The 25,828-nt window shown below is 73.2% G+C and carries 15 protein-coding genes; 13 read left to right on the plus strand and 2 right to left on the minus strand.

The window, feature by feature from the left end:
* Nucleotides 1–16: 16 nt before the first annotated feature.
* Nucleotides 17–1,351 carry a M20/M25/M40 family metallo-hydrolase gene (locus tag ACZ7CF_RS07610; protein WP_470369164.1) on the plus strand — a complete coding sequence of 445 codons (1,335 nt, stop codon included), beginning with the start codon at nucleotides 17–19 and terminating at the stop codon, nucleotides 1,349–1,351.
* A gap of 42 nt (nucleotides 1,352–1,393) precedes the next feature.
* On the opposite strand, the gene ACZ7CF_RS07615 is transcribed toward ACZ7CF_RS07610, so the two are convergent.
* On the minus strand, nucleotides 1,394–2,626 hold the full coding sequence (locus ACZ7CF_RS07615; RefSeq protein WP_470369165.1) for an MFS transporter: 1,233 nt from the start codon (nucleotides 2,624–2,626) through the stop codon (nucleotides 1,394–1,396).
* A 97-nt stretch (nucleotides 2,627–2,723) separates the two neighbouring features.
* Here ACZ7CF_RS07615 and ACZ7CF_RS07620 point away from each other — a divergent pair, with 97 nt between their 5' ends.
* From ACZ7CF_RS07620 to ACZ7CF_RS07675, 12 genes are all read left to right on the plus strand, one after another.
* Nucleotides 2,724–5,285: a penicillin acylase family protein gene (locus tag ACZ7CF_RS07620; RefSeq protein ID WP_470369166.1), complete on the plus strand. Its 2,562-nt coding sequence runs from the start codon at nucleotides 2,724–2,726 to the stop codon at nucleotides 5,283–5,285.
* A 55-nt stretch (nucleotides 5,286–5,340) separates the two neighbouring features.
* On the plus strand, nucleotides 5,341–5,766 hold the full coding sequence (locus ACZ7CF_RS07625; protein ID WP_360383646.1) for a VOC family protein: 426 nt from the start codon (nucleotides 5,341–5,343) through the stop codon (nucleotides 5,764–5,766).
* A gap of 63 nt (nucleotides 5,767–5,829) precedes the next feature.
* Nucleotides 5,830–6,573: a thioesterase II family protein gene (locus tag ACZ7CF_RS07630; protein ID WP_360383643.1), complete on the plus strand. Its 744-nt coding sequence runs from the start codon at nucleotides 5,830–5,832 to the stop codon at nucleotides 6,571–6,573.
* 95 nt (nucleotides 6,574–6,668) lie between these two features.
* The gene (locus ACZ7CF_RS07635; protein WP_470369167.1) at nucleotides 6,669–7,397 is read left to right on the plus strand and encodes a 2OG-Fe dioxygenase family protein; all 729 of its coding nucleotides are present in this window, start codon (nucleotides 6,669–6,671) and stop codon (nucleotides 7,395–7,397) included.
* Nucleotides 7,394–7,678, plus strand: coding sequence for a hypothetical protein (locus tag ACZ7CF_RS07640; protein WP_360383638.1), 285 nt, complete (start codon nucleotides 7,394–7,396; stop codon nucleotides 7,676–7,678). The genes ACZ7CF_RS07635 and ACZ7CF_RS07640 overlap by 4 nt, the downstream gene beginning before the upstream one ends.
* Nucleotides 7,675–8,220, plus strand: a complete 546-nt coding sequence (locus tag ACZ7CF_RS07645) for a hypothetical protein (RefSeq protein ID WP_470369168.1) — start codon at nucleotides 7,675–7,677, stop codon at nucleotides 8,218–8,220. The genes ACZ7CF_RS07640 and ACZ7CF_RS07645 overlap by 4 nt, the downstream gene beginning before the upstream one ends.
* Nucleotides 8,217–9,239, plus strand: a complete 1,023-nt coding sequence (locus ACZ7CF_RS07650; protein WP_458432365.1) for a BtrH N-terminal domain-containing protein — start codon at nucleotides 8,217–8,219, stop codon at nucleotides 9,237–9,239. Before ACZ7CF_RS07645 ends, ACZ7CF_RS07650 begins: the two co-directional genes overlap by 4 nt.
* A 62-nt stretch (nucleotides 9,240–9,301) precedes the next feature.
* Nucleotides 9,302–12,706 carry a non-ribosomal peptide synthetase gene (locus ACZ7CF_RS07655; protein WP_470369169.1) on the plus strand — a complete coding sequence of 1,135 codons (3,405 nt, stop codon included), beginning with the start codon at nucleotides 9,302–9,304 and terminating at the stop codon, nucleotides 12,704–12,706.
* Complete coding sequence (locus ACZ7CF_RS07660) at nucleotides 12,706–13,410, plus strand: thioesterase II family protein (RefSeq protein ID WP_360383630.1); 705 nt, start codon at nucleotides 12,706–12,708, stop codon at nucleotides 13,408–13,410. Before ACZ7CF_RS07655 ends, ACZ7CF_RS07660 begins: the two co-directional genes overlap by 1 nt.
* Nucleotides 13,411–13,526: 116 nt before the next feature.
* Nucleotides 13,527–15,566 carry a condensation domain-containing protein gene (locus tag ACZ7CF_RS07665; RefSeq protein WP_470369170.1) on the plus strand — a complete coding sequence of 680 codons (2,040 nt, stop codon included), beginning with the start codon at nucleotides 13,527–13,529 and terminating at the stop codon, nucleotides 15,564–15,566.
* A complete protein-coding gene (locus tag ACZ7CF_RS07670) occupies nucleotides 15,553–20,736 on the plus strand; it encodes an amino acid adenylation domain-containing protein (RefSeq protein WP_470369171.1) in 5,184 nt (1,727 codons plus the stop codon). The genes ACZ7CF_RS07665 and ACZ7CF_RS07670 overlap by 14 nt, the downstream gene beginning before the upstream one ends.
* Nucleotides 20,737–20,851: 115 nt before the next feature.
* Nucleotides 20,852–24,769, plus strand: coding sequence for an amino acid adenylation domain-containing protein (locus ACZ7CF_RS07675; RefSeq protein ID WP_470369172.1), 3,918 nt, complete (start codon nucleotides 20,852–20,854; stop codon nucleotides 24,767–24,769).
* On the opposite strand, the gene ACZ7CF_RS07680 is transcribed toward ACZ7CF_RS07675, so the two are convergent.
* On the minus strand, nucleotides 24,766–25,812 hold the full coding sequence (locus tag ACZ7CF_RS07680; protein ID WP_470369173.1) for an ArsR/SmtB family transcription factor: 1,047 nt from the start codon (nucleotides 25,810–25,812) through the stop codon (nucleotides 24,766–24,768). The two genes, ACZ7CF_RS07675 and ACZ7CF_RS07680, sit on opposite strands and share 4 nt — an antisense overlap.
* Nucleotides 25,813–25,828: the final 16 nt, after the last annotated feature.

The following is a 25,828-nucleotide window of genomic DNA, read 5'->3' on the forward strand; positions in this document are numbered from 1 at the left end:
AGAAGGACGGACCCCCATGTCGTTCGCCGACGAACCGGTGCCGCTGCTGCGGGACCTGATCAGGATCGACACCACCAACCCGCCCGGCAGGGAGACCGCCGTCGTCGACCACCTGCGGCGGCTGCTCGCCGGCGTGGACGTGGACCTGAAGGTGCTCGGCCCGGACCCGGAGCGGCTGAACCTCGTCGCGCGGTTCCCCGGCCGCGGCGAGGCACCGCCGTTGCTGCTGCACGCGCACTCCGACGTCGTGCCGGTGGACGGCCAGCAGTGGACGCACCCGCCGTTCGAGGCGCGGATCGTCGACGGGCACGTCTGGGGCCGGGGCGCGATCGACATGAAGGGCGGCCTGGCGATGATGCTGTCCGCCCTGTCCCGCCTGACGGCCGCGGGCGAGCGCCCCGCCGGTGACGTCCTGCTGGCCGTGGTGGCCGACGAGGAGGCTGGCAGCGCGGTCGGCGCCCGCTACCTCGTCAACGAGCACCCGGAGCTGTTCGACGGCGTGGAGTACGCGATCGGCGAGGAGGGCGGTGCCGGCATCGACCTCCCCGGCCACCGGTTCCACCCGATCGTGGTGGCCGAGAAGCGGGCCTGCTGGTTGCGCCTGACGTTGCGCGGTCCGGGCGGGCACGGTTCCCGGCTGGCACCGCCGGACTCGCCGATGGCACGCCTGGGCCGGCTGCTCGCCACGCTGACCGGGACCCGGATGCCGCGGCACCAGACCTCGGCCGCGGACCGCATGCTGGAGGTGCTCGCGGGCGCGCTGCCGTCACCGCTGTCGGAGCAGGTGGCCCGGTACCGCGCGGACCAGACCGGCGACCCCCGCCCGGAGGGCCTGCCGTTGCGGGAGGCGCTGCGGCTGGACTCGGTGCTGCGGCACACCGCGAACCCCACGATCGTCCGCACGACCGAGAAGATCAACGTCGTGCCCAGCGAGATCACCGTCGACCTGGACGGCCGGATCCTGCCCGGCAACTTCACCGTCGAGGACTTCGTCGGTGAGCTGCGCGAGCTCGCCGACGAGGACTTCGAGCACGAGCTGCTGCTGGAGGGTTCGATGGTCCGGCCGGAACGGATCCGGCAACCCGAGTTCGGCGGCTTCTACGACACGATGGCCGAGATCCTCGCCAAGGCCGACCCGGACGCCGTGCCGTTGCCCATGGTCTCGCCGGCCTCGACCGACGCCCGCCTGTTCGCCCAGCTCGGCATCCGCTGCTACGGCTGGCTCCCGTTGCGGCTCCCGGCGGGCACCGACTACCGCGGCCTGCTGCACACGGTCGACGAGCGCGTTCCCGTGGACGCACTGGAGTTCGGCACGACCTGCCTCACCGACCTCCTGCGCTCCTACCGCTGATCGTGACGTGAGGGCGGCCCGGTGCGCCGGGCCGCCCTCACGTCAGTCCAGGTGGCGGATCGTGCGGATCGGCCGGCTGGCCGCGGGGATGGCGGACAACAGCAGCAGGATCGGCGCGATGACCAGAGTGGTGCGCGCGCCAACCCCGTCGACCAGGAAACCCGCGACCACCGAACCCAGCGACAGCATGCCGAACGCGAACAGCCGGTAGCTGGCGTTCATCCGTGCGAGCAGCTCGGGCGGCGTGGTCTTCTGCCGCACGGTCAACGCGACCACGGTCCCGCCCGCGGCACCGGCCGAGCCGAGGAAGTAGGCCAGGCCGCACAGCACCGAGTCCAGACGGCCGCCGTCGGCCAGCGGCAGCAGGAAGTACGACGACGTGGAGAACACGAGCACGACCAGCATCGAACGCCCGTAGCCGAGCCGCCTGATCAACGCGGGCGTGGTCAGCGCGCCGCAGATGCCGCCGAGCCCGCCGCACAGCATGATCAGCCCGTACGCGGCGGAGCTGTGCCCGAGCTCGCGCACGAAGTAGATCAGGAACGCCACGGTCGTCATCGCGGTGGCGGCGTTGTAGATCCCGGCGTGGACGGCGAACGCCCGGACCGGCGGGTTGTGCAGCACCGCGCGGAGCCCTTCGGCCACCTCACGCCGGAGGTTGCGCGGGGACGGCGGCGGGACCTGCTCGCGGTGGCGGATCAGCAGCAACGCGTTCGCCGAGGTCAGGTACGACAACGCGTCGAACACGAGGGTCGCTGCCGGGCCGAACAGGGCGCTGAGCCAGCCCGCCAGACCGGGTCCGCCGGTCGCACCGGCGGCCTGGCCTGCCAGGACCCTGCTGTTGGCCGACGCGAGCGCACCGCCCCGCACGAGCAGGGGCAGGTAGCTGGTCGCCGCGATGTCGTAGAGCACCGTCATCGTGCCGCCGACCACCGCGATCACGTACAGCAGCGGCAGCGTCAGCAGGCCGAGCAGGGCCAGCACCGGCACGGACAGCACGACCACGAACCGGACGAGGTCCGCGGCGATCATGACCGGCCGCTTCGCCCGCCGTTCCAGCCACACCCCCGCCAGCAGCGGCAGCAGGAAGAACGGGCACAGGTACAGGCCCTGCAACAGGCCGACCTGCGTGCCCGATCCGTCCAGGGTGGTCACGACGAGCAGCGGCAGCACGAACTCGGTGATCCGGGAGCCGAACTGGGAGACCACGTCACCGGCCCAGAACCGCCGGAAGTCGCGGCCGGGTCCGGTGCGCACGGCGGTGTCGGTAGCCACGCCGCGAGCCTTCCACCCGCGCGGACACCGGTTAAGTCAGGAGAACCCCTCACTTTGCCCCGCACGCGGGCGCGGCGATGCTCCACGGGTGGTAGATGTGGCGAGCACCCCGGACACCGCGGCCGAGACCGTCCCGCCGGCGCGACCGAGATCGACGTGGCTGCGACGGCTGCGGATCACCGCCTGGTGCCTCGTGGTGGTCCTGGTCGTGGTGGCGTCCGCGGCGGGCCTCTTCGTCACCTGGACCGTGCGGAACTCGTTCCCGACGACGGACGGCGAGCTGGCCGTGCCCGGTCTGCGCGCACCGGTCGAGGTGCTGCGCGACCAGTACGGCGTGCCGCAGGTCTACGCGGACAACCCCCACGACCTGTTCCTCGCGCAGGGCTACACGCACGCGCAGGACCGGTTCTGGGAGATGGACGTCCGCCGCCACATCACCGCGGGGCGGCTCTCCGAGCTGTTCGGCGCCGACCAGGTGACCGTGGACGCGACCGTGCGGACGATGGGCTGGCGCCGGGTCGCCGAGCAGGAGTACGGCATGCTCTCGGCGAGCACGCGCGAGCACCTGCAGGCCTACGCCGACGGCGTGAACGCCTACCTCGCCGAGCACTCCGGGTCCGAGCTGAGCGTGGAGTACGCGGTCCTCGGGGTGATCACGCCGGGGTACGTGCCGGAGCAGTGGACCCCGGTGGACTCGGTGGCCTGGCTCAAGGCCATGGCCTGGGACCTCAGCGGCACGGTCACCTACCAGACCAGGCGCGCGATGCTGTCCGCGAGCCTGCCCGCGGACACCGTGGCGCGGCTGTTCCCCGAGTACGACTACAGCCGCTGGGAACCCAGCGTGCCCGCCGCCTCCGACGCGACCGTGCCGCAGGGCGCCGGACGTGCCGAGAAGGCGGCCTTCACGGCGGCGCTGGACAACGCGGCCGACGCCGCGAGCTCGCTCGACGGCGTCCTCGGGCCGCGCGGCCAGGGCATCGGGTCCAACGCCTGGGTGGTGTCGGGCAAGCTCACCAAGTCCGGCAAACCGCTGCTGGCCAACGATCCCCACCTCGGACCGGCGATGCCGAGCATCTGGTACCAGATGGGCCTGCACTGCCGTTCGGTCGGTCAGGAGTGCCCGTTCGACGTCAGCGGCTTCACGTTCTCCGGCATGCCCGGTGTGGTCATCGGCCACAACCGGGACGTCTCGTGGGGCCTGACGAACCTCGACCCCGCGGTCACGGACCTGTACCTGGAACGCGTCACCGGCTCGACCTACGAGTACGACGGCGTGCAGAAGCCCCTGGAGACCAGGCAGGAGGTCATCAAGGTCGCGGGGGCCCAACCACGGACGATCACGGTCCGGTCCACCGGCCACGGCCCGTTGCTGTCCGACGTGGTGGACCGGCTGAAGAACGCCGGCGCGCAGGGCAGGGTGCCCGGCGTCGAGGCCGGTGAGCACGCCGTCGCGATCAAGTGGACCGCGCTGCAACCGGCCAGGACCCTGGACGCGGTGTTCCAGCTGGCGCTCGCCCGCGACTGGACCTCGTTCCGCGAGGCCGCGTCGCTGTTCGCGGCACCGGCGCAGAACATGCTCTACGCCGACCGTGCGGGCCACATCGGCTACCAGGTGCCCGGTCTCATCCCGGTCCGCAAGCAGGGCGACGGGCGGTTCCCGGTGCCCGGCTGGACCAGCGCGACCGAGTGGGCCGGGTACCTGCCGTTCGAGCAGCTGCCCAGCGCGCTCGACCCCGCAGGCGGGTACTTCGTGAACGCCAACAACGCCGTGACCGACCCGTCCTACCCGCACCTGATCACCAAGGACTGGGGTGACGGCAACCGCAGCCAGCGGATCACCGACCTGATCAAGCAGGGCGGCAAGCTGGACGCGGCCGCGATGCAGCGGATCCAGCTCGACACCCGCAACGCCAATGCCGCGAACCTGACCCCGCACCTGTTGCGGGTGCCCGTCGAGGGTGACACGGCGAAGGCGCGGGACCTGTTGCGCGGCTGGGACTTCACCCAGCCCGCCGACTCCGCCGCGGCCGCCTACTTCAACGCCGTCTGGCGCAACCTGCTGCAGCTGATGTTCGTGGACAAGCTCACCAACGGCGCGCCCAAGGTCGACGTGGACGGCGGCGGCCAGTGGTTCGAGGTCGTCCGCGACCTGCTGAACCGCCCCGACGACGACTTCTGGCACAACGCCAAGCGCGCCCTCACCGGCCGGGACGCCGTGCTGCGCGCGGCCATGGACGACGCGAACGCCGAGCTGCGCGACCGGCTCGGCGCCGACCCGGCCGCGTGGAGGTGGGGCGACCTGCACCAGCTGACGGTGCGCAACCAGACGCTGGGCACCGGCCCCGCGCCGGTCCAGTGGCTGCTCAACCGCGAACCGGGCGGTGTCGCGGGCGGACCCGCCACGGTGAACGCGACCGGCTGGAACGCGAAGAAGACCTACCAGGTGAACTGGGTGCCGTCCATGCGGATGGTCGTGGACTGGGCCGACCTGGACGCCTCCCGGTGGGTCAACCTCACCGGCGCCTCCGGCCACGCGTTCGACGACCACTACGACGACCAGCTGCCGCTGTGGCAGCGCGGGGAGACCACCGCGTGGCCGTTCAGCCGCGACGCCGTGACGGCGGCGGCACGGCAGCACCTCACCCTGAAGCCGGCCTGAGCCCTGTGGGACAGTGTTCGAGCTCAAAGGACATCGACGGACAAGGGCGTTGTACATGACGAGCAGGCTGGAATGGACGACGATCGACAGCGTGGACCCGCGGCGGCTGGCCGAGTTCTGGTGCGGCGTCCTGGGTTACGTCGTCTACGAGGACAAGAACGGCACCGTGGTCGAGATCGGCCCCGACCCCGAGGCGCCGGACGCGGAACGGCTCGCTGACCTGCGCCGCGCGCCCGCCGTGCCGAGCATGTCCTTCGTCCAGGTGCCCGAGGGCAAGGACGGCGGCAAGAACAGGGTGCACTTCGAGATCACCCCGATCGACAGCGACCAGCGGACCGAGCTGGACCGGCTGCTCGCGCTCGGTGCGTCCACTGTGGACGTCGGGCAGGGCGACGGCCGTTCCTGGGTCGTGCTGGCCGACCCGGAGGGCAACGAGTTCTGCCTGGCCCGCAGCCTCGCGCCGGGGGAGTTCGACCTGTAGCACCGGGCCTGTCGGGAACGTCACCGACTTGTCCGGACATCCGGACCGGATGAACCTCGACACGTGACGGAATGGCTGCAGCGCTTCTCGCCACCTGGGCGGGCAAAGGCGAGGTTGGTGTGCTTACCGCCCGGTGGCGGGTCCGCTCAGCTCTACCACCGGTGGCCCGCGGTCCTGGGCCCCGAGGTCGAGGTCGTCGCGGTGGAGCTGCCCGGCCGCGGTGCGCGGAGCCTGCAGCCACCGCTGACGGACATGGGCGCCCTGGTGCCGGTCCTGGTCGCCGAGCTCGGGCGGCTCGACGACCTGCCGCTGGTGGTGTTCGGCCACAGCATGGGCGGCATCGTCGGCTGGGAGCTCTGCCGCAGGCTGCCGCGGGAACCGCGGGGCCTGGTCGTGGCAGCGGCCGCGGCGCCGACCCGCCTGCGTTCACCGCGGTGGTACAGCGAGACCACGGATGAGGGCCTGCACGAGCTGATCACCCGCTCCGAGGGCCTCCCGGCGCAGACCGCGCTCGACCCGCTGTTCCTCGAGTACTTCCTGCCGATGCTGCGCGCGGACCTCACGCTGGTCAACACCTTCGAACCGGAACCGCTGCCACCGCTGCGCTGTCCGCTGCGGGTGTACCGCGGCGCGGCGGACCCGCTGGTGGGCGACGACGAAGCGGACGCGTGGCTGGCGGAGACCGAGGGCGACGCGCGCGTCCACACCTTCGACGGCGGCCACTTCTTCCCCCGCGACCTCCCCGACGTGGTGCTCGCCCAGCTGCGCGCCGACGTGCTGGCTGCCGTGGAGGTGCCGTCGCTGTGACGTCCCCAGCGCCGCCGGCGGCAGCGAGGTACCCGGCAGCACCGTCCGACGAGTCCCACCGCGCCCGCATCCGGGTCGACCACTGAGGAGGGCCAGTGCCCGAGAACGTTCGCACAACCGGGCCGGCCACGGCGGAGCTCGTCGCGGGCCTGGCCGCCGAGGGCTTCGTCCGCCTGTCCGGCACGGACTTCCCGGTCGACACCGGCGGCGCCGAGTTCGCCGAGTTCCGCGCCGGCTGGGAGGACCTGATCCGGGACGACGCGCTGGTCGACGGCGGCAGCTACCGGTACCGCCGGTACGGCCGGCTCGCGGCAGCGCCGGTGGGCGAGGGCTTCGAGCTGACCCCGTTGCCGCACCGGGCGTTCCGCCAGGACAGCATCCCGATGTGGCGGTCGAACGAGCGCCTGTTCGCCCCGATCGAGCCCGCTTTCCTCACCAACCCGTGCCTGCACGACCTGATCTCGACCGACCTCGCCCTCGCGGCACTGGTCCGGTCCTGTCCGGAGTGGACGGTGGGCCTGCACATGATCCGGATCGTGGCCGTGCCGGGTGAACCCGGCCTGCCCACGCCGGAGGGCAGGCACCGCGACGGGCACTCGTTCGTCGGCATGCACCTGGTGCGCAGGGAGAACAGCGCGGGCGGGGAGTCGACGATCTACCGGGACGGTCTGCCGGAGGTCCGCTTCACCCTGCGCGACCCGCTGGAGTCCGTGCTGGTCGACGACACGGCCATCTGGCACGAGGCGTCGCCGATCTCGATCCTCGACCCGGCCGGTGGGCGCACCGTGCGGGACATGCTCCTCGTCGACGTGAACCCGGCATGACCGCCGCACAGCTCACGTTCAGCCCGTGCGACCTGCCGCTCGACGGCAGGCTGGTCGAGGTCGGACCCGGCCGGTACGACTGGGTGCACCTCCACCTGTCGGCACCGGTCGGGGAGGCCGCGGTGTGGCTGCACTACCGCGACGCCGTCGACCCCGAGTTCCTGCGCTCGCTGCCCGGCACGCCGGTCGCCCGCATCGGGGTGCCCCGGCGCGCCGAGCTGCTCGCCGTGGAACTGCCGGTGCTGCCGGGCGTCCGCCTGCTGGGGACGGCCCTGTCATGATGCGACCGCTTTCCCTTGCGCCGCACCTGAACAACACCGGGCTGACCGGCGAGGACGGGCTCGACGGCGGCGGCTTCAACATCTGGGGCAACACCTTCCCCGCAGGCGAGCTCCCACCCGCCGGTGGCACGGCGGTGGTCGGCGAGGTGCCGTTCCTGTTCCCGGTCGCGGGTGCGGACAACGTCCGCTGCCGCGGCCAGCGCGTCGACGTCCCCGCCGGCGACTGGGACTGGGTGCACGTGCTCGGTGCCGCGGAACGCCGGACCGAGGACCTCGTCGAGGTCCACTACGCGGACGGCTCGGTGCGCGGCCAGTGGCTGCGGATGTCGGACTTCTGGCCGCAGACCGAACCCCGCTTCGGCGAGGTGCTCGCGTTCCGCTGCCGGCACATGCACTACCCCCGGCACGTGCAGCGCACGACGTCGCCCGCCATCTGGGCCCAGCGCGTCCCGCTGACGGTCCCGTCGGGCGTCGTCGCGCTCGTCCTGCCGGACAACCCCGCGTTGCACGTCTTCGCCCTCACCCTGCAGGCGGTCGGATGAAAGCCTCGTTGCCGGGCATCGCGCACTGGCGCCACGACCTCGGTCATTGCCTGCACGCCACCGCGGGCGTGCTGCTGGGCTTCCACGGCGCGGACCCGCTGGACCTGCTGGGCGCGGCCTGGGGGTTCGACTACACCGCGGGCGACATGCGCCGCGAGGAGTACTACTTCCCCTGCGGGCAGCGGTCGTTGTTCGCGAGCCTCGCGCCGTTCCACGACGTGACGTCCACCTGGCACGCACCGTCCTCGCCCGAGCAGGGCTGGGACGAGGTGCGGGCCAGGGTGCTGGCGGGCACACCGGTCGCGGTGGCCGCGGACAACTACTTCCTCCCGTTCCGCCCGGCCTACCAGGACGTCCACACCAACCACCTGCTCGTGGTGCACGGCTTCGACGAGGAGCGCGGCACGGTGTCGGTGTGCGACCCGGTGCCGCCCAGGTTCCTGGGGGAGATCCGGATCGAGGAGCTGACCGCGGCACGTGACTCGGCCAACCCGGTCCGGCACAGCCGCGACATGTTCTTCACCGCCAACCCGATCGGCAACCGCTGGCTGGACGTGACCGTCAGCGGCCACACCGGTCCCGCGTCCCGCGAGCGCCTCCGCGAGATCATGACGGCGAACCTGGAGGGCCTGCGCGGCGTGGACGACGGGTCGTCGGACCACCGCGGTCTGCCCGGCCAGGAACGCTTCCTGCGCGAGGCGGCCGCACGTCTGTCCGGCGGTGACGCGTCCGTCGTGGACGAGGTGTTCGTCGTGGCCGGTGTCGCCCTCGCGGTGACCGGCCTGCACGGCGACTACCTCGCCGCGGCCGGTCGCCGGCTCGGTGAGCGACCGCTGCTCACGCTCGCCCGCGAGGTCGACCGGATCGCCCACCACTGGTCCGCCGTCCGCATCATGGTCGCCACCGGCCGCGACGACCCGGCCACCGCGGGCAGGGCGCTGGCCGGGCGGACGACCGCGCTGCTGGCGGACCAACTGGCCACAGTGGACCGGATGGCCGCCGTCGCCGCGGCGCTCTGACCCCGGCAGTCGGGAGAATCCCCGTCTTCCCGGAAGGGTCGCGCGAACCCGATCCTGCGTGAATGGCAGATGTGGTGGGCGAGTACGACGCGGCGGACATCGACCTGGAGGAGGTGCTGCGCGGCCTGTCACCGGAGAAGCGGTTGCTGGTCGGTGCGGAGCTGGCGCGCAGGGCCGCGTCGGCGGCGGGCATCCCGGCTATCCCGCGGACCGGTGACCCGCTGCCGTGCTCGTTCGCGCAGGAACGGCTGTGGTACCTCGACCAGGCCGATCCCGGGTCCGTGGCCTACGTCGTGCCGGCGGCGGTGCGGTTCACCGGACGGCTGGACGTCGGCGCGCTGCGCCGCTCGCTCGACGAGATCGTGCGCAGGCACGAGGTGCTGCGGACGGTGTTCGCCGAACGGGACGGCCTGCCGCACCAGGTGGTGCTGCCCGCCGAACCGCTGAGCATCCCCCTGGTGGAGCTGGGCGGGGAGGCCGCGGAAGCCGAGGTGCGCGAGCGCTACCAGCAGGAGGTCCGGCTGCCGTTCGACCTCGCGCGCGGACCGCTGATCAGGGCCAGCGTCCTGCGGGTCGCCGACGACGAGCACGTGCTGCTGCTGAGCCTGCACCACATCGTGTCCGACGGCTGGTCGCTCGGCGTCCTGCAGCACGAGCTGACGACGCTCTACCGGGCGTTCGCGGCCGGCGAGCCGTCGCCGCTGCCGGAGCTGGCCGTGCAGTACGCGGACTTCGCGGTCTGGCAGCGCAACCGGCCCGGCGCCGGTCAGCTGGAGTACTGGCGGGACCTCCTCGCGGGGGCACCCGTCCTGGAGCTGCCCGCGGACAAACCCCGTCCCGCACAACGGACCTCGCACGGCGCCTCGGTTCCCCTGCACCTGACCGCGGACACCGTCCGGGCCGTGGACCGGCTGGCCGAGACCGAGCAGGCCACCCAGTACATGGTGCTGCTCGCCGCGTATGCCCTGCTGCTGCGGCGGTGGAGCGGCCAGCCGGAGATGATCATCGGCTCCCCGGTGGCCAACCGCGTGCACGTGGACGTCGAGCCGCTGGTCGGGTTCTTCGTGAACACCCTGCCGCTGCGCGTGGACACGTCCGGGGACCCGACCTTCCGCGAACTGGTCCGCACGGCCCGCGAGATCTGCCTCGCCGCGTACGCCAACCAGGACCTGCCGTTCGAGCGGATGGTCGCCGAGACCGTCGCCGACCGGTCTGCGGGCACCGTCCCCCTGGTGCAGACGCTGCTGGTGCTGCGGAACGTGCCGATGTCCGCGCTGGAGCTGCCCGGCGTCCGGGTGGAGGTGCTGGACCTGCACACCGAGTCGACCAAGTTCGACCTGTCCCTCGACCTCGTGCCGGACGCGGACGGCGGCATCGCCGGTCGCGCCGAGTTCAGCCTCGACCTGTTCGAGGCCGGCACCGTGCGGCGCATGATGACGGCGTTCGACCTGCTGCTGGCGGCCGGGCTGCGCGCTCCGGACACCCGGATCTCGCGGTTGCCGATCGCCACCGAGCAGGAACGCGCCCGCATGGTGGCGGAGTTCAGCGGTGGCGGCTCGGCGGCACCGGCGCGGACCGCGGGCACCCTGCACGGGCTCTTCGAGCAGCAGGCCGACCGCGCGCCCGACGCTCCGGCGGTGGTCTTCGGCGACCGGACGCTGTCCTACCGCGAGCTGGACGAGCGGGCGAACCAGCTCGCCCGGTTCCTGCGTGCCGAGGGCGTCGGACCGGAGCAGCTGGTCGGCGTCTCCCTGCCGCGCTCGGAGCTGATGATCGTCGCGGTGCTCGGCATCCTGAAGGCCGGTGCGGGCTACGTGCCCCTCGACCCGTTCTACCCCCGCCAGCGGGTCGCCTACATGGCCGAGGACGCCCGGGCGGAGCTCGTGCTCACCCACTCCTCGGTGGCCGACCCCGACCGCATGCGGGTCGGCGACGACACCGCCGGACCCCGGCTGGTGTGCCTCGACACCGAGGCCACCCGCATCGAGGAGCTGTCGCGGGAACGACCCGAGCCCGTCGTCACCGAGGCGAACCTCGCCTACGTCATCTACACCTCGGGCTCCACCGGCCGCCCCAAGGGTTCGGCGAACGAGCACGGCCGGGTGGCCAACACCCTGCACGGCGTCAACGGGGCCTACGGGCTCCAGCCCGCTGACCGGATGCTGGCGATCTCCTCGCTGAACTACGACATGTCCGTCTACGAGGTCTTCGGCACGCTGGCCGCGGGCGCGACGATCGTCGTGCCCGGTGACATCGAGACCACCGACCCGGAGCAGCTGCTGGAGCTGTTGCAGCGGCAGCGGGTGACCGCGTGGAGCTCGGCGCCGGCGTTGCTGGACATGCTGGTCAACCACACCTACGGGCGCGGCGGCATGCCCGGTGTCGTGTTGCGGGCGGTCGGTCTGGGCGGTGACCGGATGCCGCCCGCGCTGCCCGCCCGGCTGGCCGAGCTCGTCCCCGGTGTGCGCCTGCTCAACCTCGCGGGCATGACCGAGGTGTCCTACTGCAGCACGTCCCACCCGGTGACCGGGCGCAGTCCGGCCGGTGTGCCCTGGGGCAGGCCGTTGCCCAACCACCGGCTCTACGTCCTCGACGAGCACGGCGAACCGGTCCCGGTCGGGGTGGCGGGGGAGCTGTTCGTCGGCGGAGCCGGTCCCGGCCGCGGGTACTGGCGGCGGCCGGGGCTGACCGCCGAGCGGTTCGTGCCCGACCCGTTCAGCCCGGAGCCGGGCGGCCGGATGTACGGCACCGGCGACCACGCGCGGTTCCTCCCCAACGGGGACCTCGACTTCCTCGGCCGGCTGGACCTCCAGGTGAAGATCCGCGGGTTCCGGATCGAGCTGGGGGAGATCGAGAACGCGCTCGCCGGCCACCCCGGGGTGAACGAGCCGGTGGTGCTGGCCTACACCGACTCCGTCGGCGAGCGGAGGCTCGCGGCCTACGTGACGCCGCGCGGTGATGAGCGGCCGGAGGCGAACGCGTTGCGCGACTACCTCTCCGAACGCCTGCCGGACCACATGGTGCCGTCGGCCTACGTCGTGCTTGACCGGCTTCCCCTGCTGCCCAGCGGGAAGCTGAACCGCGCGGCGCTGCCGGTGCCCGGTGCGGGCGCCGCGCGGAGCGACTACACCCCGCCCGAGGGGAACCTGGAGCAGGTGCTCGCCGACCTGTGGTCGGGACTGCTCGCGGCACCGCGGATCGGCGCGGTGGACGACTTCTTCGAGCTGGGCGGTCACTCCCTGCTGGCCACCCAGGCGGTGTCGCGGATCAGGGAGCTGTTCCGCATCAAGCTGGACATCCCCGGCTTCCTCGCGGCGCGGACGGTGCGCGCGCTCGCCGCCTACATGCGCCAGCTCGGCGCGACCGAAGGCATCGACGTGGACGCGGTCGCCGAGCTCGTCGTCGAGGTGAGCGCCCTGTCCGACGAGCAGGCGCGCACCGAGGTGCAGAACGGAACGAGGACCTGATGAGCAGCATTCCGCTGGTGTGCCTGCCGTTCGCCGGCAGCGGCAGCGCGTTCTTCCGGCAGTGGCGCGCGGTGGCCCCGGCTGGCCTGGAGATCGTCCCGGTGCGGCTGCCCGGCCGCGAGCGGCTGGTCAGGCAGGAGCCGTACCGCGACGTCCACGTGGCGGCACGCGGTGTGCTGCCCGACGTGCTGGCCGACGTCGGGGGCGGCGGCCCGGTCGCGCTCTTCGGCCACAGCCTGGGTGCCGTCCTGGCCTACGAGCTGGCCCACCTGCTCGCGGACACCACGCCCGCCGAGGTCGTGAGCCTGGTCGTCAGCGGCTCACCGGGACCGTGGACGCAGCGCACGCGGCGGGCGACCGGGTTGCCCGACGACGAGTTCGCCGACCGGGTCGCCGAGCTCGCCGGGCACCGCGACGACGCGCTCGGCAACCCCGACGTGCGCCGCATGGTGCTGCCGACGTTGCGGGCGGACGTGGAGATGCACGAGGACTACCGGCCCAGCACCGACGTGCCGCTCGCGGCACCGATCACCGCGGTGCGGGGCGAGCACGACGCCCTGGTGTCCGCCGAGCTGGCCAGCGAGTGGGAAAAGGCGACCAGCCGCGGGTTCACGCTGCGGGAGCTGCCCGGTGAGCACATGTACCTCCTGACCTCCGCCGACCGGGTGCTGCGCGTGGTCGAGGAGTCGCTCGGCGGGCGGTGACGCCGTGCACTGTCGGGGGACTCACCGACTTGTTGGCGGTGCCGGGCAGGGCAAACGTGATGACGTGACTGCTCGGCTGCGGCGTTCGTCGCCACCACAGGGGAGGTGCCGGCGTTTTGGCTCCAGGACCACTCTCGGCTGACCAGCTGCGACTGCTCCAGCGGCGACTGGACGAGGCGGGTGTCGGCGCGGCGCCCGCACCGATCCCGCGCCGCCCCGCCGGGGAGACGCGGAGCCCGGCATCCCCTGCCCAGGAACGGCTTTTCTTCTTCGAGCGGATGAACCCCGGCAGCCCGCTCTACGTCGTGGCCGGTGCGCTCAGGATGCACGGCGAGCTCGACCTCGCCGTGCTGCGGGAGACGGTGCGCCGGCTGGTCGACCGGCACGAGGCCCTGCGCACGGGCCTTGAGGTCGACACCGACGGCGCTGTCGTCCAGGTCGTGCACCCGCCGGAGGCAGTTCCGGTCGAGCTGCCGGTCCGCGAGGTGACCGCGGACGAGCTGTGGGACGAGGTCGGCCGCACCTGCCGCCGGCCGTTCGACCTCGCCGGGCCGAGCCTGCTGCGGCCGGCGCTGTTCCGGGTAGGACCGGCCGAGTGGTACCTGGTGCTGTGCGTGCACCACATCGTCGTGGACGGCTGGTCCCTCGGCGTCCTCGCGGAGGAGTTCGCCGTCGTGTACGGCGCGCTGCGCGGCGGACAGCTCCCGGTGCTGCGGCCGCTGCCGATCCGGTACGCGGACTTCGCCGCCTGGCATCGCGACCACGTGTCCGGTGACGCGCTCGCCGGGCAGGTCGAGTACTGGCGCGAGCAGCTCGCCGGTGTGCGGCCCTTCGCTCTGCCGGCCGACGTCACGTCCGGCCCAGGACGGCCGTTCTCCGGCGGAGACGTGCCGATGTCGCTGCCCGCGGACCTCGTGGACGGCATGCGGCGGCTCGGTGAGGCCGAGGGCGCCACGCTCTACATGGTGCTGGCCACGGCCTGGGCGGTCGTGCTGTCGCGGTGGTCGGACCGCTCGGACGTGGTGTGGGGCACCGCCATCGCCGCGCGCACCAGGACGGAGCTCGAAGGGCTCGTCGGGTTCTTCGTGAACACGCTGGCGCTGCGGGTGGACGTGCGGGCCCCGCTGACGTTCCGGGAGCTGCTCGGCCGGGTGCGCCGGACGTGCCTCGACGCCTACGCGCACCAGGACCTGCCGTTCGACCAGCTCGTCAAGGTGGTCCGGCCGGACAGGGACGCCACGGGCCGCTCGCCGGTCGTGCGGCACCTGCTGGTGCTGCACAACACCCCGCCCGCCACGGCGCAGCTGCCCGGGATCAGCATGGACGTGGTCCCGGTGCACACCGGCACCGCCAAGTTCGAGCTGGAGATCGAGCTGTCCCCGGCGGCCGACGGCGGGCTGACCGGGTTCGTGGAGTTCGCCGCGGACGTGCTGGCGGAATCCTCGGTCCGGCGGCTGGTGGGCGCGCTGACCGAGGTGCTGCGCGCCGGCGTGGCCGACGCCGGGTGTCCGGTGTGGAGACTGCCGCTGGCCCCGGTGGAACGGCACGCCCAGGCCGGTCGCATGCACCTGCTCGACCGGTCGCTGACCGAGGTGCCAGCGGGTGTGGTCGGCCAGGTGTTCGTCAGCGCGGCCGAGGCGGGCGAGGGGTTCGCGGGACGTCCCGGCCGCACGGCCGAGCGGTTCGTGCCGGACCCGACCGGGTCGGGCACCCGGTTGTACGCGACCGGGCTGCGGGCCCGGCGCACCGCGGCGGGAGCACTGGAGTTCCTGGCACCCGCCGTGGACGACGAGCCGCGGCGGGCGGTGGAACACCCGGTCGAGCCGCGTCAGGAGAATGTCGCCACCCGCACCGAGACCGAGCGCGTGGTCGCGGGCATCTGGGCGGAGCTGCTGGACGCCGACGACTTCGGCGTGCACGACGACTTCTTCGACCTCGGCGGACATTCGCTGCTCGCCGTGCGGATCCTGCACCGGATCCACGCGGCCTGCCACGTGGAGCTGGAGCTCGTCGACTTCTTCGAAGCGGGCACCGTCGCGAACGTGGCGGCCCTGGTGGAGAAGGCGACCCCGGCCAGGCCCACGAGATCCATTCCCAAGCTGGACCGCGCGCGGTTCCGGGCGGATGACGACAGGAGCGACCATGGGGCTGAGTGACCCCGCAGATCTCGTCGAGCTGCTGCTCGCGCGGGCGACCGGGCGACCGGACGCCGTCGGCTACGTGTTCACCGACGGCGACGGCTCCGAGCTCGCGCTGACCTACCGCGAACTGGACGCCGCCGCGCGGGGCGCCGCCGCCGCGCTGCAGTCCGCCGGGGTGGCACCCGGCGACCGGGTGATGCTGCTGCACCCGCCCGGCGCGAGCTACGTCACCGCCTTCTTCGGCTGCCTGTACGCCGGGGCGGTCGCGGTCCCCGTGTACCCGCCGACCAACCGCGCGGGCATCGCGCGGGTGCTCGCCGTGGCCGAGGACTGCGCCGCGACCGTCGCCACGACCGACGAGGCGATCCTGCCCGCGGTGCGGGAGCGCCTGGGCGACCTGCCGCTGCGCTGGCTGGTGCCCACCGGCGAGCCGGCGGGCTGGTCCAGGCCCTCGCTCACCCCGGACACCGTCGCCTTTCTCCAGTACACCTCGGGCTCCACGGCGACGCCGAAGGGCGTGCTGCTGAGCCACGGCAACCTGCTGCACAACTCGGCGGTGATCTCCGGCGTGCTCGAACCGGACGAGCACACCCGCAGCGTCAGCTGGTTGCCGCCCTACCACGACATGGGCCTGATCGGCGGAATCCTGCAGCCGCTCCACAGTGGATTCCCGGGCATGCTCATGTCCCCCATGGCCTTCCTGCACCACCCCGTCCGGTGGCTGCGCGCCATCAGCGAGTTCGGCGCCTCGGCCAGTGCCGCACCGGACTTCGCGTACGCGGAGTGCGTGCGCCGGGTCAGCGACGAGGACCTGGCCGGGCTCGACCTGAGCGCCTGGCGGCTGGCCCTGGTCGGCGCGGAACCCGTGCGCGCCCCGACGTTGCGCGCGTTCGCCGAGCGCTTCGGGCCGGCCGGCTTCCGCGCGGAGGCGTTCCTGCCCTGCTACGGCCTCGCGGAGGCGACGCTGTTCGTGGCCGGTGCCGCCGCGTCGGCGCTGCCGGTGGAGCTCACCGTGGACCGCGCCGAACTGGCCAGGGGCAGCGTCGTGCCGGCCGAGTCCGGGGCGACGCTGGTGGGCTGCGGCACCGCCAGGGGCACGGACCTCGTCGCCGTGGTGGACCCGGCCACCGGCCGGGAACGCGCGGCCGGTGAGGTCGGTGAGATCTGGGTCAGCGGTCCCACGGTCGGCGCGGGCTACTGGGCCAACGAGGACGAGACGCAGCGCGTCTTCCGCGCCCGCCTCGACGGGTCCGACCGGGACTGGCTGCGCACCGGCGACCTCGGGTTCCGGCGCGACGGCGAGCTGTTCGTGACCGGGCGGCTCAAGGAGCTGATCGTCATCCGGGGCGCCAACCACTACCCGGCCGACATCGAGCAGTCCGCCGCCACCGCCGGCCCCGGTCTGGCCGCAGGCCGGGCCGCCGCGTTCGCCGTGGACGACGGCGAGACCGAACGCGTCGTCCTGGTGCACGAGGTGGCCAGGGGGTTCACGACCGACCAGCCGGCCGAGGTGACGGCGTTGATCCGCGCGGTGCGCGAGGCCGTCACCCGCGACCACCTGCTCGAACTGGCCGATGTGGTGCTGGTGCGACCGGGTTCGGTGCCCAGGACCTCCAGCGGCAAGGTTCGCCGGACCGCGTGCCGCGAGCAGTACCTCGCCGGGACGCTGGCGGCCCTCGCCGCGGAACCCGCCGGACCGGCCCAGCCGAGCGAGCCCGCGCCCGGCACCGCGGACCCGATCACCCGGCTCGTCGCCGAGGCGCTCCAGCTCGACCACGCGTCGCTGGACCCCGACCGGCCGCTCGTCGGCCAGGGCCTGGACTCCCTGCGCGCAATCCGGCTGCGGTCCGCGCTGTTGTCCGGCCACGACACCGATGTCGAGCTGGAGTGGCTGCTGAGCGAGGCGACCCCCGCGGCGGTCGCCTCCGCGTCCCGCGGCCTGCGGGAGAACGTCCCCGTTCCCCGGCTCGCCGACGGCGTGGTGGCACCGGCGTCGTTCGGGCAGGAGCGCCTGTGGCTGCTCGACCAGATCGGCGCCGGGGCCGCGTACCACATCGCCGGCCGGGTCGACTGGGACGACGAACCCGATGTCGAGGCCGTGCGTTCCGCGCTGCGTGCACTCGTGGCCCGGCACGACGCCCTGCGCACCGGGTTCCGCCTGACGTCGGAAGGCCGCCTGGAACAGGTCGTGCACGCCGACGTCGAGTTCGACGTGGCGGTCCGGCAGGTGCCGGACGAGACGGCGCTCGACGAGGAGTGCCGGCGCGTTGCCGAGGAGGAGTTCGACCTCGCCGCACCCCCGCTGGTGCGGGCGACGGTGGTCCAGGTCACCGCGAACGGGCGGTGGGTGCTCGTGCTCTGCGTGCACCACACGGTCGCCGACGGCGAGTCAGCCGGCGTTCTGGCGCGCGAGCTGAACACCCTCCTCGCCGCCGGCCCGTCGGCGTTGCCGGAGCTGCCGGTCCGGTACGCGGACTTCGCGGCGTGGCAACGGGACCAGGTCTCAGGTGACGCGGTGGCCGGGCAGGTGGCGCACTGGCGGGAACGACTGGCCGGTGCCGTGCCGCTGGAGCTGCCGTCCGACGCCGCGGCGGGTGCCGACCGCTCGTTCGAGGGCAGCGCGCTGCCCCTCATCGTTCCCGCCGGGCTGATGGCACAGGTGCGGCAGCTGGCCGCCGCCGAGCAGGTGACGCCGTTCATGGTGCTCGCCGCGGCCTGGGCGGCGGTGCTGTCGCGGTGGGCTGACCAGAAGGACGTGGTCATCGGCACGGTCACCGCCGGTCGCTCGCGCCCCGAACTGGCCGGGGTCGTCGGTTTCTTCGCCAACACCGTGCCGTTGCGCGTGGACCTGGGCGGCGAGCCGACGTTCCGGGAGCTGCTCGGCCGCGTCCGCGAGACGTGCCTGGCCGCCTACGCGCACCAGGACCTGCCGTTCGACCAGATCGTCCGCGCTGCCCGCCAGGACCAGGACTTCTCCGACCGGCTGTCGATCGTGCGCACCATGCTCGTGCTGCGGGAGGAGCTGCCGCCGGTGGTCCCGGCGGGCCGGATCTCCCAGCTGCACACCGGGACGGCGCAGTTCGACGTGCGGATCGAGCTGGCGGCGGCCCCCGGCGGTGACCTGAGCGGCCGGCTGGAGTACTCCACCGACGTGCTGGGCGAGCTGACCGCGACCGGCCTCGGAGAGGCACTGGTGGAGCTGCTGCGCGCCGGGACCGCCGACGCCGGGCAGCCCGTGTCACGACTGCCGGTCATGTCGGCTGCGGCGTTGTCCCGCACCACCTCGCTGGGCGACGGCGGTCCGTTGCGGCCCGAGTTCGACACGGCCGTCAGCTGGTTCGAGGCGGTGGTGGACCGGTGGGGCGACGGGATCGCCGTCGTCGAGGACGGCGGTGACCAGCTGTCGTTCCTGGACGTGGAGCGGCGCGCGAACCAGCTGGCCCGGTGGCTGGGCGACCACGGCGTCGGGCGCGGCTCCCGCGTCGGCGTCTGCCTCGAACGCGGGCAGCACCTCGTGATCGGGGTGTGGGCCATCTGGAAGGCCGGGGGCGTCTACCTGCCCCTGGACCCGGACAGCCCGGCCGAGCGGCTGGCGGGCATGATCGCCGACGCCCGCCCGGCCGTCGTGCTGACCTCCTCGGCGGCGCGGAAGGTGGTGCCGCCGGACATCCGCTCGGTGTGCCTGGACGACCCGGCGGTGAGTGCCGAGGTGGCCGCACGGCCCACCACCCCGCCCGGGGTGGTGATCGGCCCGCTCGACGTGGCGTACGTGCTGTTCACGTCCGGCTCGACCGGGAAGCCCAAGGGCGCCACCAACACCCACGGCGCACTGGTGAACCGGCTGGAGTCCTACCGGCACCGGCTCGGACTGGACTCCAGCCAGGTGCTGGCGACCAAGACCCCGATCGGGTTCGACGTCTCGGTGCCCGAGCTGGTGTGGCCGCTGCTGCACGGGGCGCGGCTGGTGCTGGTCCAGCCGGGCGGGCACCGCGACGCGGCGCACCTGCACGAGGTCTTCGACCGCCACGGCGTGACGATGTCCAACTTCGTCCCGTCGATGCTGCGGCCGTTCCTGGAGCACGAGCACCCCGGCGGGCACCCGGCGCTGCGGCTGGTGGTGTCCTGCGGCGAGGAGCTGCCCACCGCGCTGGCCACCGACTTCCTCCGCACGTTCCCCGGTGTGCGGCTCCTGAACACCTACGGGCCCGCCGAGGCCGCGGTCGAGGTGATCACGCACGAGGCCACCGAACCGTTCGGCGCGCGTGTGCCGCTGGGCCGTCCGCTGGCGGGCGTCACGCTGTTCGTGCTCGACCGGTCGATGTCACCGGTGCCGCAGGGCATGGTGGGCGAGCTGTACGTCGGCGGCGTGCAGGTCGGGCACGGCTACGAGGGCCGGCCGGACCTGACGGCGGCGCGGTACGTGCCGAGCCCGTTCGGCGACGGCGAGCGGCTGTACGCGACGGGCGACCGCGCGCGGTGGACCGACGGCGGGCTGCTGGAGTACTGGGGGCGCAACGACTTCCAGGTGAAGGTGCACGGCCAGCGGGTGGAGCTGGGCGAGATCGAGGTGGTGCTGCGGGAGTGCGAGGGCGTCGCCGACGCCGTCGTCGTCGCGGTGCCCGACCAGTACGGCGACCGGTTCCTCGCGGCCTACCTCGTCGCGAAGGCCGAACGCCCTGCCACCGAGCAGCTGCGCGCGGTCCTCGGTGAGACCCTGCCCAAGCACATGGTGCCGGCCGTGTTCACGTGGCTGGACGCGATCCCGTTGTCGCCCAACGAGAAGGTCGACCGGGCCGCGCTGCCGCCGGTCAGCCTGGAACGCAGCGCCGAGACCACCTACGTCGAGCCGAGAGACGCCCTGGAGGGCCAGCTGGCCGAGATCTGGGCGGAGGTCCTGGGCGTCCCGCGCATCGGCGTGCGGGACAGCTTCTTCGACCTCGGCGGGCACTCGCTGCTCGCGACCAGGGTCGTCACCCGGATCAGGTCGGCCCTGCGGGTGGAGCTGCCGCTGGCGGACCTGCTCACGACCGACCCCACGGTGGAGCGCCTCGCCGACCGCATCCGCGAACGCCGGGTGCAGCAGGCGTCCAGGGACGACCTGCGCGAGGTGCTCGCCATGGTCGCCACGCTGTCGGACGAGGAAGTGGCCGCGCGGCTGGCCGAGGAGCAGGGGAGCGTCGGATGAGCCCCGGACGGTGGCGGGTGGACGGTGGTGTCGGGAGCGTGCCGGACTTGTGGGGTGCCTCCGGGCGCGATGACGATGCCGTGAGCACATCGGACCGGCCTGTCTGGGGTGAGCGATGACCGGGCGATCACGTGAGGTGGCGGCCGAACCCGCCACGACGTTCCAACGTGGACTGTGGTTCCTCGCGCGGATGGACCCGGGCAGTCCCGCCCACAGCTTCTCGGCCGGCTGGCGGCTGAACGGGGCCCTCGACGTCGAGGCGCTGCGGAAAGCGTTTTCCGCGCTGCGGTCGCGGCACCGGGCGCTGCGCACGCGGTTCGCCGAGGTGGCCGGTGCGCCGATGCAGGTCGTCGACGAACCCGCCGCGGACTTCGCGCTCACGCACGAGGTGGTGGACTCGGAGAACGAGGCCGCCGAGGTGCTGCGGGCGTTCGCCCGGCAGCCGGTCGACCTCGCCGACGGCCCGGTCCTGCGGGCCGCCGTGGTGCGGTGCGGTCCGGACACCCACCTCCTCGCTGTCGTGGTCCACCGGATCGCCTTCGACCAGTGGTCCGAGCACCTGCTGACCCGCGACCTCGCCGCGCTGTACGCGGCGGAGGTGACCGGTGCGGCACCGGCGCTGCCACCGATCGCGGAACGCGGGCACGAGGAGCCCGGTGACCACGAGGAGGCGCGGCGGTACTGGGAGGACCGGCTGGCCGAGTGCCCCGTGGGGCTCGACCTGCCGCGGCTGAGCCAGGAGAGCGGCGACCGCGCGGCCACCCACGGCATCGACGTCCCCGCCGTGGTCGTGGCCGCGGTGGCCCGCCAGGCCGGATGCCCGGCGAGCAGCGCACTCCTGGCCGTGTGGGCGTTGCTGTTGCGCCGCTACAGCAGGCAGACCGACATCATGGTCGGCACGAGCTCACCGGACCGCGACGGCACCGACGACATCGGCTGCCACCAGCACGTCCTCGCGCTGCGCCTCGACGTCACCGGCGACCCGGTGTTCCGCGACCTGGCCGAGCGGGTGCACGGCACGCTGGGCGAGGCCGCCGCCCACCGCGCGCTCGGGTTCGACGAGGTGGTCAAGGTGGCCAGGCCGAGCCGCCGCGGCCGCCGCGACTCCCTGTTCGAGGTGTGGTTCGAGGCCACCGGCGAGGACTCGGCCCTGGCACTGCCGGGGGTGCGGGCCGAGCGGCTCGCGCTCGACCCGGCCGCCGTCAGGTACCCGCTGGCACTGACCGCCCGCCGCGAGGGCGACGTGTGGCGGCTGACGTTCGACTACGCGGCGGGGGAGTTCTCCGCCGGCACGATCACCGCGATGGCGAGGCACCTCGACCGGCTGCTCGCACAGATCGCGGCGGGCGCGCAGGTGCCGGTGACGCGCATCCCGTTGCTGACCGGCGAGGAGCGCGCCGCGCTGATCGCAGGCCGCAGCGCCGGACCCGTCCAGCCGGAGCCGGGCACCACGCTGCTCGACCTGTTCGAGGCGCAGGTGGTGGCCGCACCGGACCGGGTCGCGGTGCGCCTCGGTGAGACCGCCCTGACCTACGCCGGGCTCGACGCGAGCGCCAACCTGCTGGCCCACCGCCTGCGCGCGGCGGGCGTGCGGCCCGACGTCCGCGTCGCCCTGTACCTGGAACGCGGCCTGGAGATGGTCGTGGCCGTGCTGGGGGTGCTCAAGGCCGGCGGCGCCTACGTGGCCATCGACCAGCGCAACCCGGCGGACCGGATCGGCACCGTGCTGTCCGAGGTGGCCGCCCCGGTCGTGCTGACGACGCTGCGGTCGCAACACCGGCTGCCCGCGACCACCGCCGAGGTCTGGCCGTTGGACGGCATCCACGCCGAGGCGGGTAAGCCGACCGGCCCCGGCAGCGGCCTCGACCCGCAGGACGTGGCCTACGTGACGTACACGTCGGGCTCGACCGGGGGGCCGAAGGGGATCGCCATGCCCCACCGGGCCGTGGTCAACCTGCTGGCCTGGCAGGCCGGCCACTACCGGATGACCACGGACGACCCGCCGCGGACGCTGCAGTTCGCGTCACTGGCCTTCGACGTCTCGGTGCAGGACATGTTCTCGACCTGGCTGGTGGGCGGCGAGGTCGTCCTGATCACCGACGACGAACGGCTCGACCTCGCACGGCTGCACGGCGTCCTGGACGCCCAGGACGTCCGGCGCCTGTTCATCCCGGCACCCGCCCTGCACCAGGTGGCGGCGGGCTACCGGGAGGCCGGCACGACACCGGCCGCGCTGCGCACCGTCATCTCCGGGTCGGAGCAGTTCATGGCCACCCCGGACGTCCGGCAGCTGAGCACCGTCCCCGGCATGTCCCTGCACAACGAGTACGGGCCGTCCGAGACCCACGTCGTCACCTGTTACGACCTGCCGCGGGACCACGAGCAGTGGCCCACGCCCGTACCGGTCGGCACACCGATCGCCAACGCGAGCGTGTACCTCCTCGACGAGCACGGCGAGGTCGTCCCGGACGGCGTGATCGGCGAGATCCACATCGGCGGCGCCGGCCTGGCCCGCGGCTACGTCGGCAAGCCCGGCGTCACGGCCGAGAAGTTCGTGCCCGACCCGTTCGCCCGTGAACCCGGCCGCCGCATGTACCGCACCGGCGACCTGGGCCGCTGGCGGCCGGGCGGCGAGCTGGAGTTCCTCGGCAGGGCCGACTTCCAGGTCAAGGTCCGCGGCTTCCGCGTGGAGCTCGCCGAGGTCGAGAGCGCCCTGGAGACCCATCCCCAGGTCGGTGAGGCGGTGGTGCTGGTGCGCACCGCCCCGGCCGGTGACGCCCGCCTGGTCGGCTACGTGAGCCGCGTCGGCCCCGGCACCCCGGACCTCGCCCGGCTGCTGCGGACCCACGCCGCGACCAAGGTCCCGGACTACATGGTGCCCTCCAGCGTGGTGGTGCTGGAACGGCTGCCGCTCACGGCGAACGGCAAGGTCGACCGCCGCGCCCTGCCCGACCCCGACTGGGACGCACCGCAACGCCCCGCGCGCGCACCGCTGAGCACCCCGACCCAGCGACGGGTGGCCGAGATCTGGTCGGCGGCGCTCGGCGTGGCGGAGATCGGCGCCGACGAGGACTTCTTCGACCTCGGCGGCCACTCCCTGCTCGCCGCGCAGGTGCTCGCGCAGGTGTGCTCGTCGTTCGCCGTCGACATCCCGCTGCACGCGCTCTTCGAACACCCCACCACCGCCGAGTTCGCCGAGGTGGTGGAGACAGCCGCTGCGAGCCAACGACAAGGAGGCGTGTCCGTGACCCTGTCAACCGAGGTGTCCAGGCAGTACGCCGAGGACGGGTACTTCCTGCGCGAACGCCTCTTCACGGTGGACGAACTCGCGGTGCTGCGCGACCAGGCCGAGGCGGAGTTCGGCCGCCCCGGCCCGCACCGGACGATGGAGGAGGCCTCCGGAAGGGTCCGCGCGGTGCACGGCGTGCACCTGACGAACGAGGTGTTCCACGACCTCGTCCGCGACCCCCGCCTGCTCGGCCCGGCGAGCGAGCTGCTCGGCGACGACGTCTACGTCCACCAGTTCAAGATCAACGCGAAACACGGCCTCGGCGGCGGCATCTGGGAGTGGCACCAGGACTTCATGTTCTGGCAGCGCGAGGACGGCATGCCCCGCCCCGACGCGCTCAGCGCCGTGGTGTTCCTCGACCCCGTGACGGAGTTCAACGGCCCCCTCTACCTCGTCCCCGGCTCGCACCAGGGCCTCCTGCCGGTCACCTTCGACGAGGAGGAGGACTGGGCGTCCACGCTGTCGGCGTCGCTGAAGTACCAGATCGACCCAGTGGCCCTCGGCAAGAGCATGAACGACAACGGCATCGTCGCCCCGCTCGGCGACATGGGCTCTGTCCTGTTCTTCCACGGGCAGCTGCTGCACGGCTCGCCGCCCAACATGTCCGCGACCGACCGCAGGCTGCTGATCATCACGTTCAACTCGGTCCGCAACGCCCCGCGCCCGCAGGACCAGACCCGGCCGGAGTTCCTCTCCGCACGGGACGCGACACCGCTGCGCCCGGTCGTCCCGGTCTCGTCCTAGCCCGTCCCGCCGCTGGAACGGGGGAGCGGCCACCGCCGTTCTCCCGTTCCAGCGGTGTTCTGCGCGTCGCGGTCCCCGAGGAGGTCCAGCAGGCCGCTGCCCCGCTCGGTCAGCCGGTAGACGACGTGCCGCCCGGACCGCGTCCGGCTCACCACGCCCGCCTGGCGCAGCACCGCCAGATGCGCGCTCACGGTGCCGAGCGAGAGGTCCAGCACCGCCGCCAGCTGAGTGCTCGTCGCGGGCGTCCTGAGCTCCACGGCCACCCGTGCCCGACCGGCTCCCAGCAGCACGGACACCGGGTCCGAGTGGGCGCGCTCGGGCTGGACAGCGGCCCCGCGCGCGGGGTACACCAGCGCGTACCGGCCGGGACGCTCACAGGTCCACGAGCCCTGCCGGGCCGTGTACGGGACGAAGACCAGGCCGTGGTCGCCGATGTCCCGATCGCTCCAGCTCTGGTTGCTGAACCGGATCGCGTCGGGCTCGACCCACACCGAACGCCGGGTCATGCCCTTCACCGCGCGCTGCCAGCCGTGCGCGGCGACGAGCTCTGCGCGGTAGGTGATCTCCCGTTCGATCACCGCGTGCCTGCGCGGCCAGTCGCGTTCGACGAACCGGTGCCAGCCCTCCTCCAGCACCGCGGCGATCCGGGACCCGGCACCGCCGGCCGGCAGCCACGCGCCGGTCGTGGAGCAGCCCGTGGAGGCCGCGGCGTCCTCGATCGTGGCCCGCACCTCGGCGTCGGACTGAGCGGCCACCTCGGCGAGCTCGTCGGCCAGGCGGGTGTCCACACCGCCGGACGGCGGGACCGAGACCACGTCGGGGAACCACTTCGTGGCGGAGACCAGGCCCAGGAGCCCCGCGGCGACCGCGTTGCCCGCGAGCCACGAGCGGTAGGCGGGCAGGTTCTCCGAGTGCCACCGCGCGAGCCACGGCCAGGCGCAGGGCCGGTGCAGCGCGATCAGCGACCCCACGGTCTCCGCGAGCGGCGACACGGCGAAGTGCGAGCGCGCCAAGCCGGTGGCGCTGAGGCGCAGGAGCGTCAACGTTGCGCCTTTCGTC

It is taken from the genome of Lentzea sp. NPDC036955 (assembly GCF_055608005.1).

Coding starts and splice junctions, on each gene's coding strand:
- ACZ7CF_RS07610 (WP_470369164.1), top strand. CDS start 17: ATGTCGTTCGCCGACGAACCGGTGCCGCTGCTGCGGGACCTGATCAGG.
- ACZ7CF_RS07625 (WP_360383646.1), top strand. CDS start 5,341: ATGACGAGCAGGCTGGAATGGACGACGATCGACAGCGTGGACCCGCGG.
- ACZ7CF_RS07640 (WP_360383638.1), top strand. CDS start 7,394: ATGACCGCCGCACAGCTCACGTTCAGCCCGTGCGACCTGCCGCTCGAC.
- ACZ7CF_RS07645 (WP_470369168.1), top strand. CDS start 7,675: ATGATGCGACCGCTTTCCCTTGCGCCGCACCTGAACAACACCGGGCTG.
- ACZ7CF_RS07650 (WP_458432365.1), top strand. CDS start 8,217: ATGAAAGCCTCGTTGCCGGGCATCGCGCACTGGCGCCACGACCTCGGT.
- ACZ7CF_RS07655 (WP_470369169.1), top strand. CDS start 9,302: ATGGCAGATGTGGTGGGCGAGTACGACGCGGCGGACATCGACCTGGAG.
- ACZ7CF_RS07660 (WP_360383630.1), top strand. CDS start 12,706: ATGAGCAGCATTCCGCTGGTGTGCCTGCCGTTCGCCGGCAGCGGCAGC.
- ACZ7CF_RS07670 (WP_470369171.1), top strand. CDS start 15,553: ATGGGGCTGAGTGACCCCGCAGATCTCGTCGAGCTGCTGCTCGCGCGG.
- ACZ7CF_RS07675 (WP_470369172.1), top strand. CDS start 20,852: ATGACCGGGCGATCACGTGAGGTGGCGGCCGAACCCGCCACGACGTTC.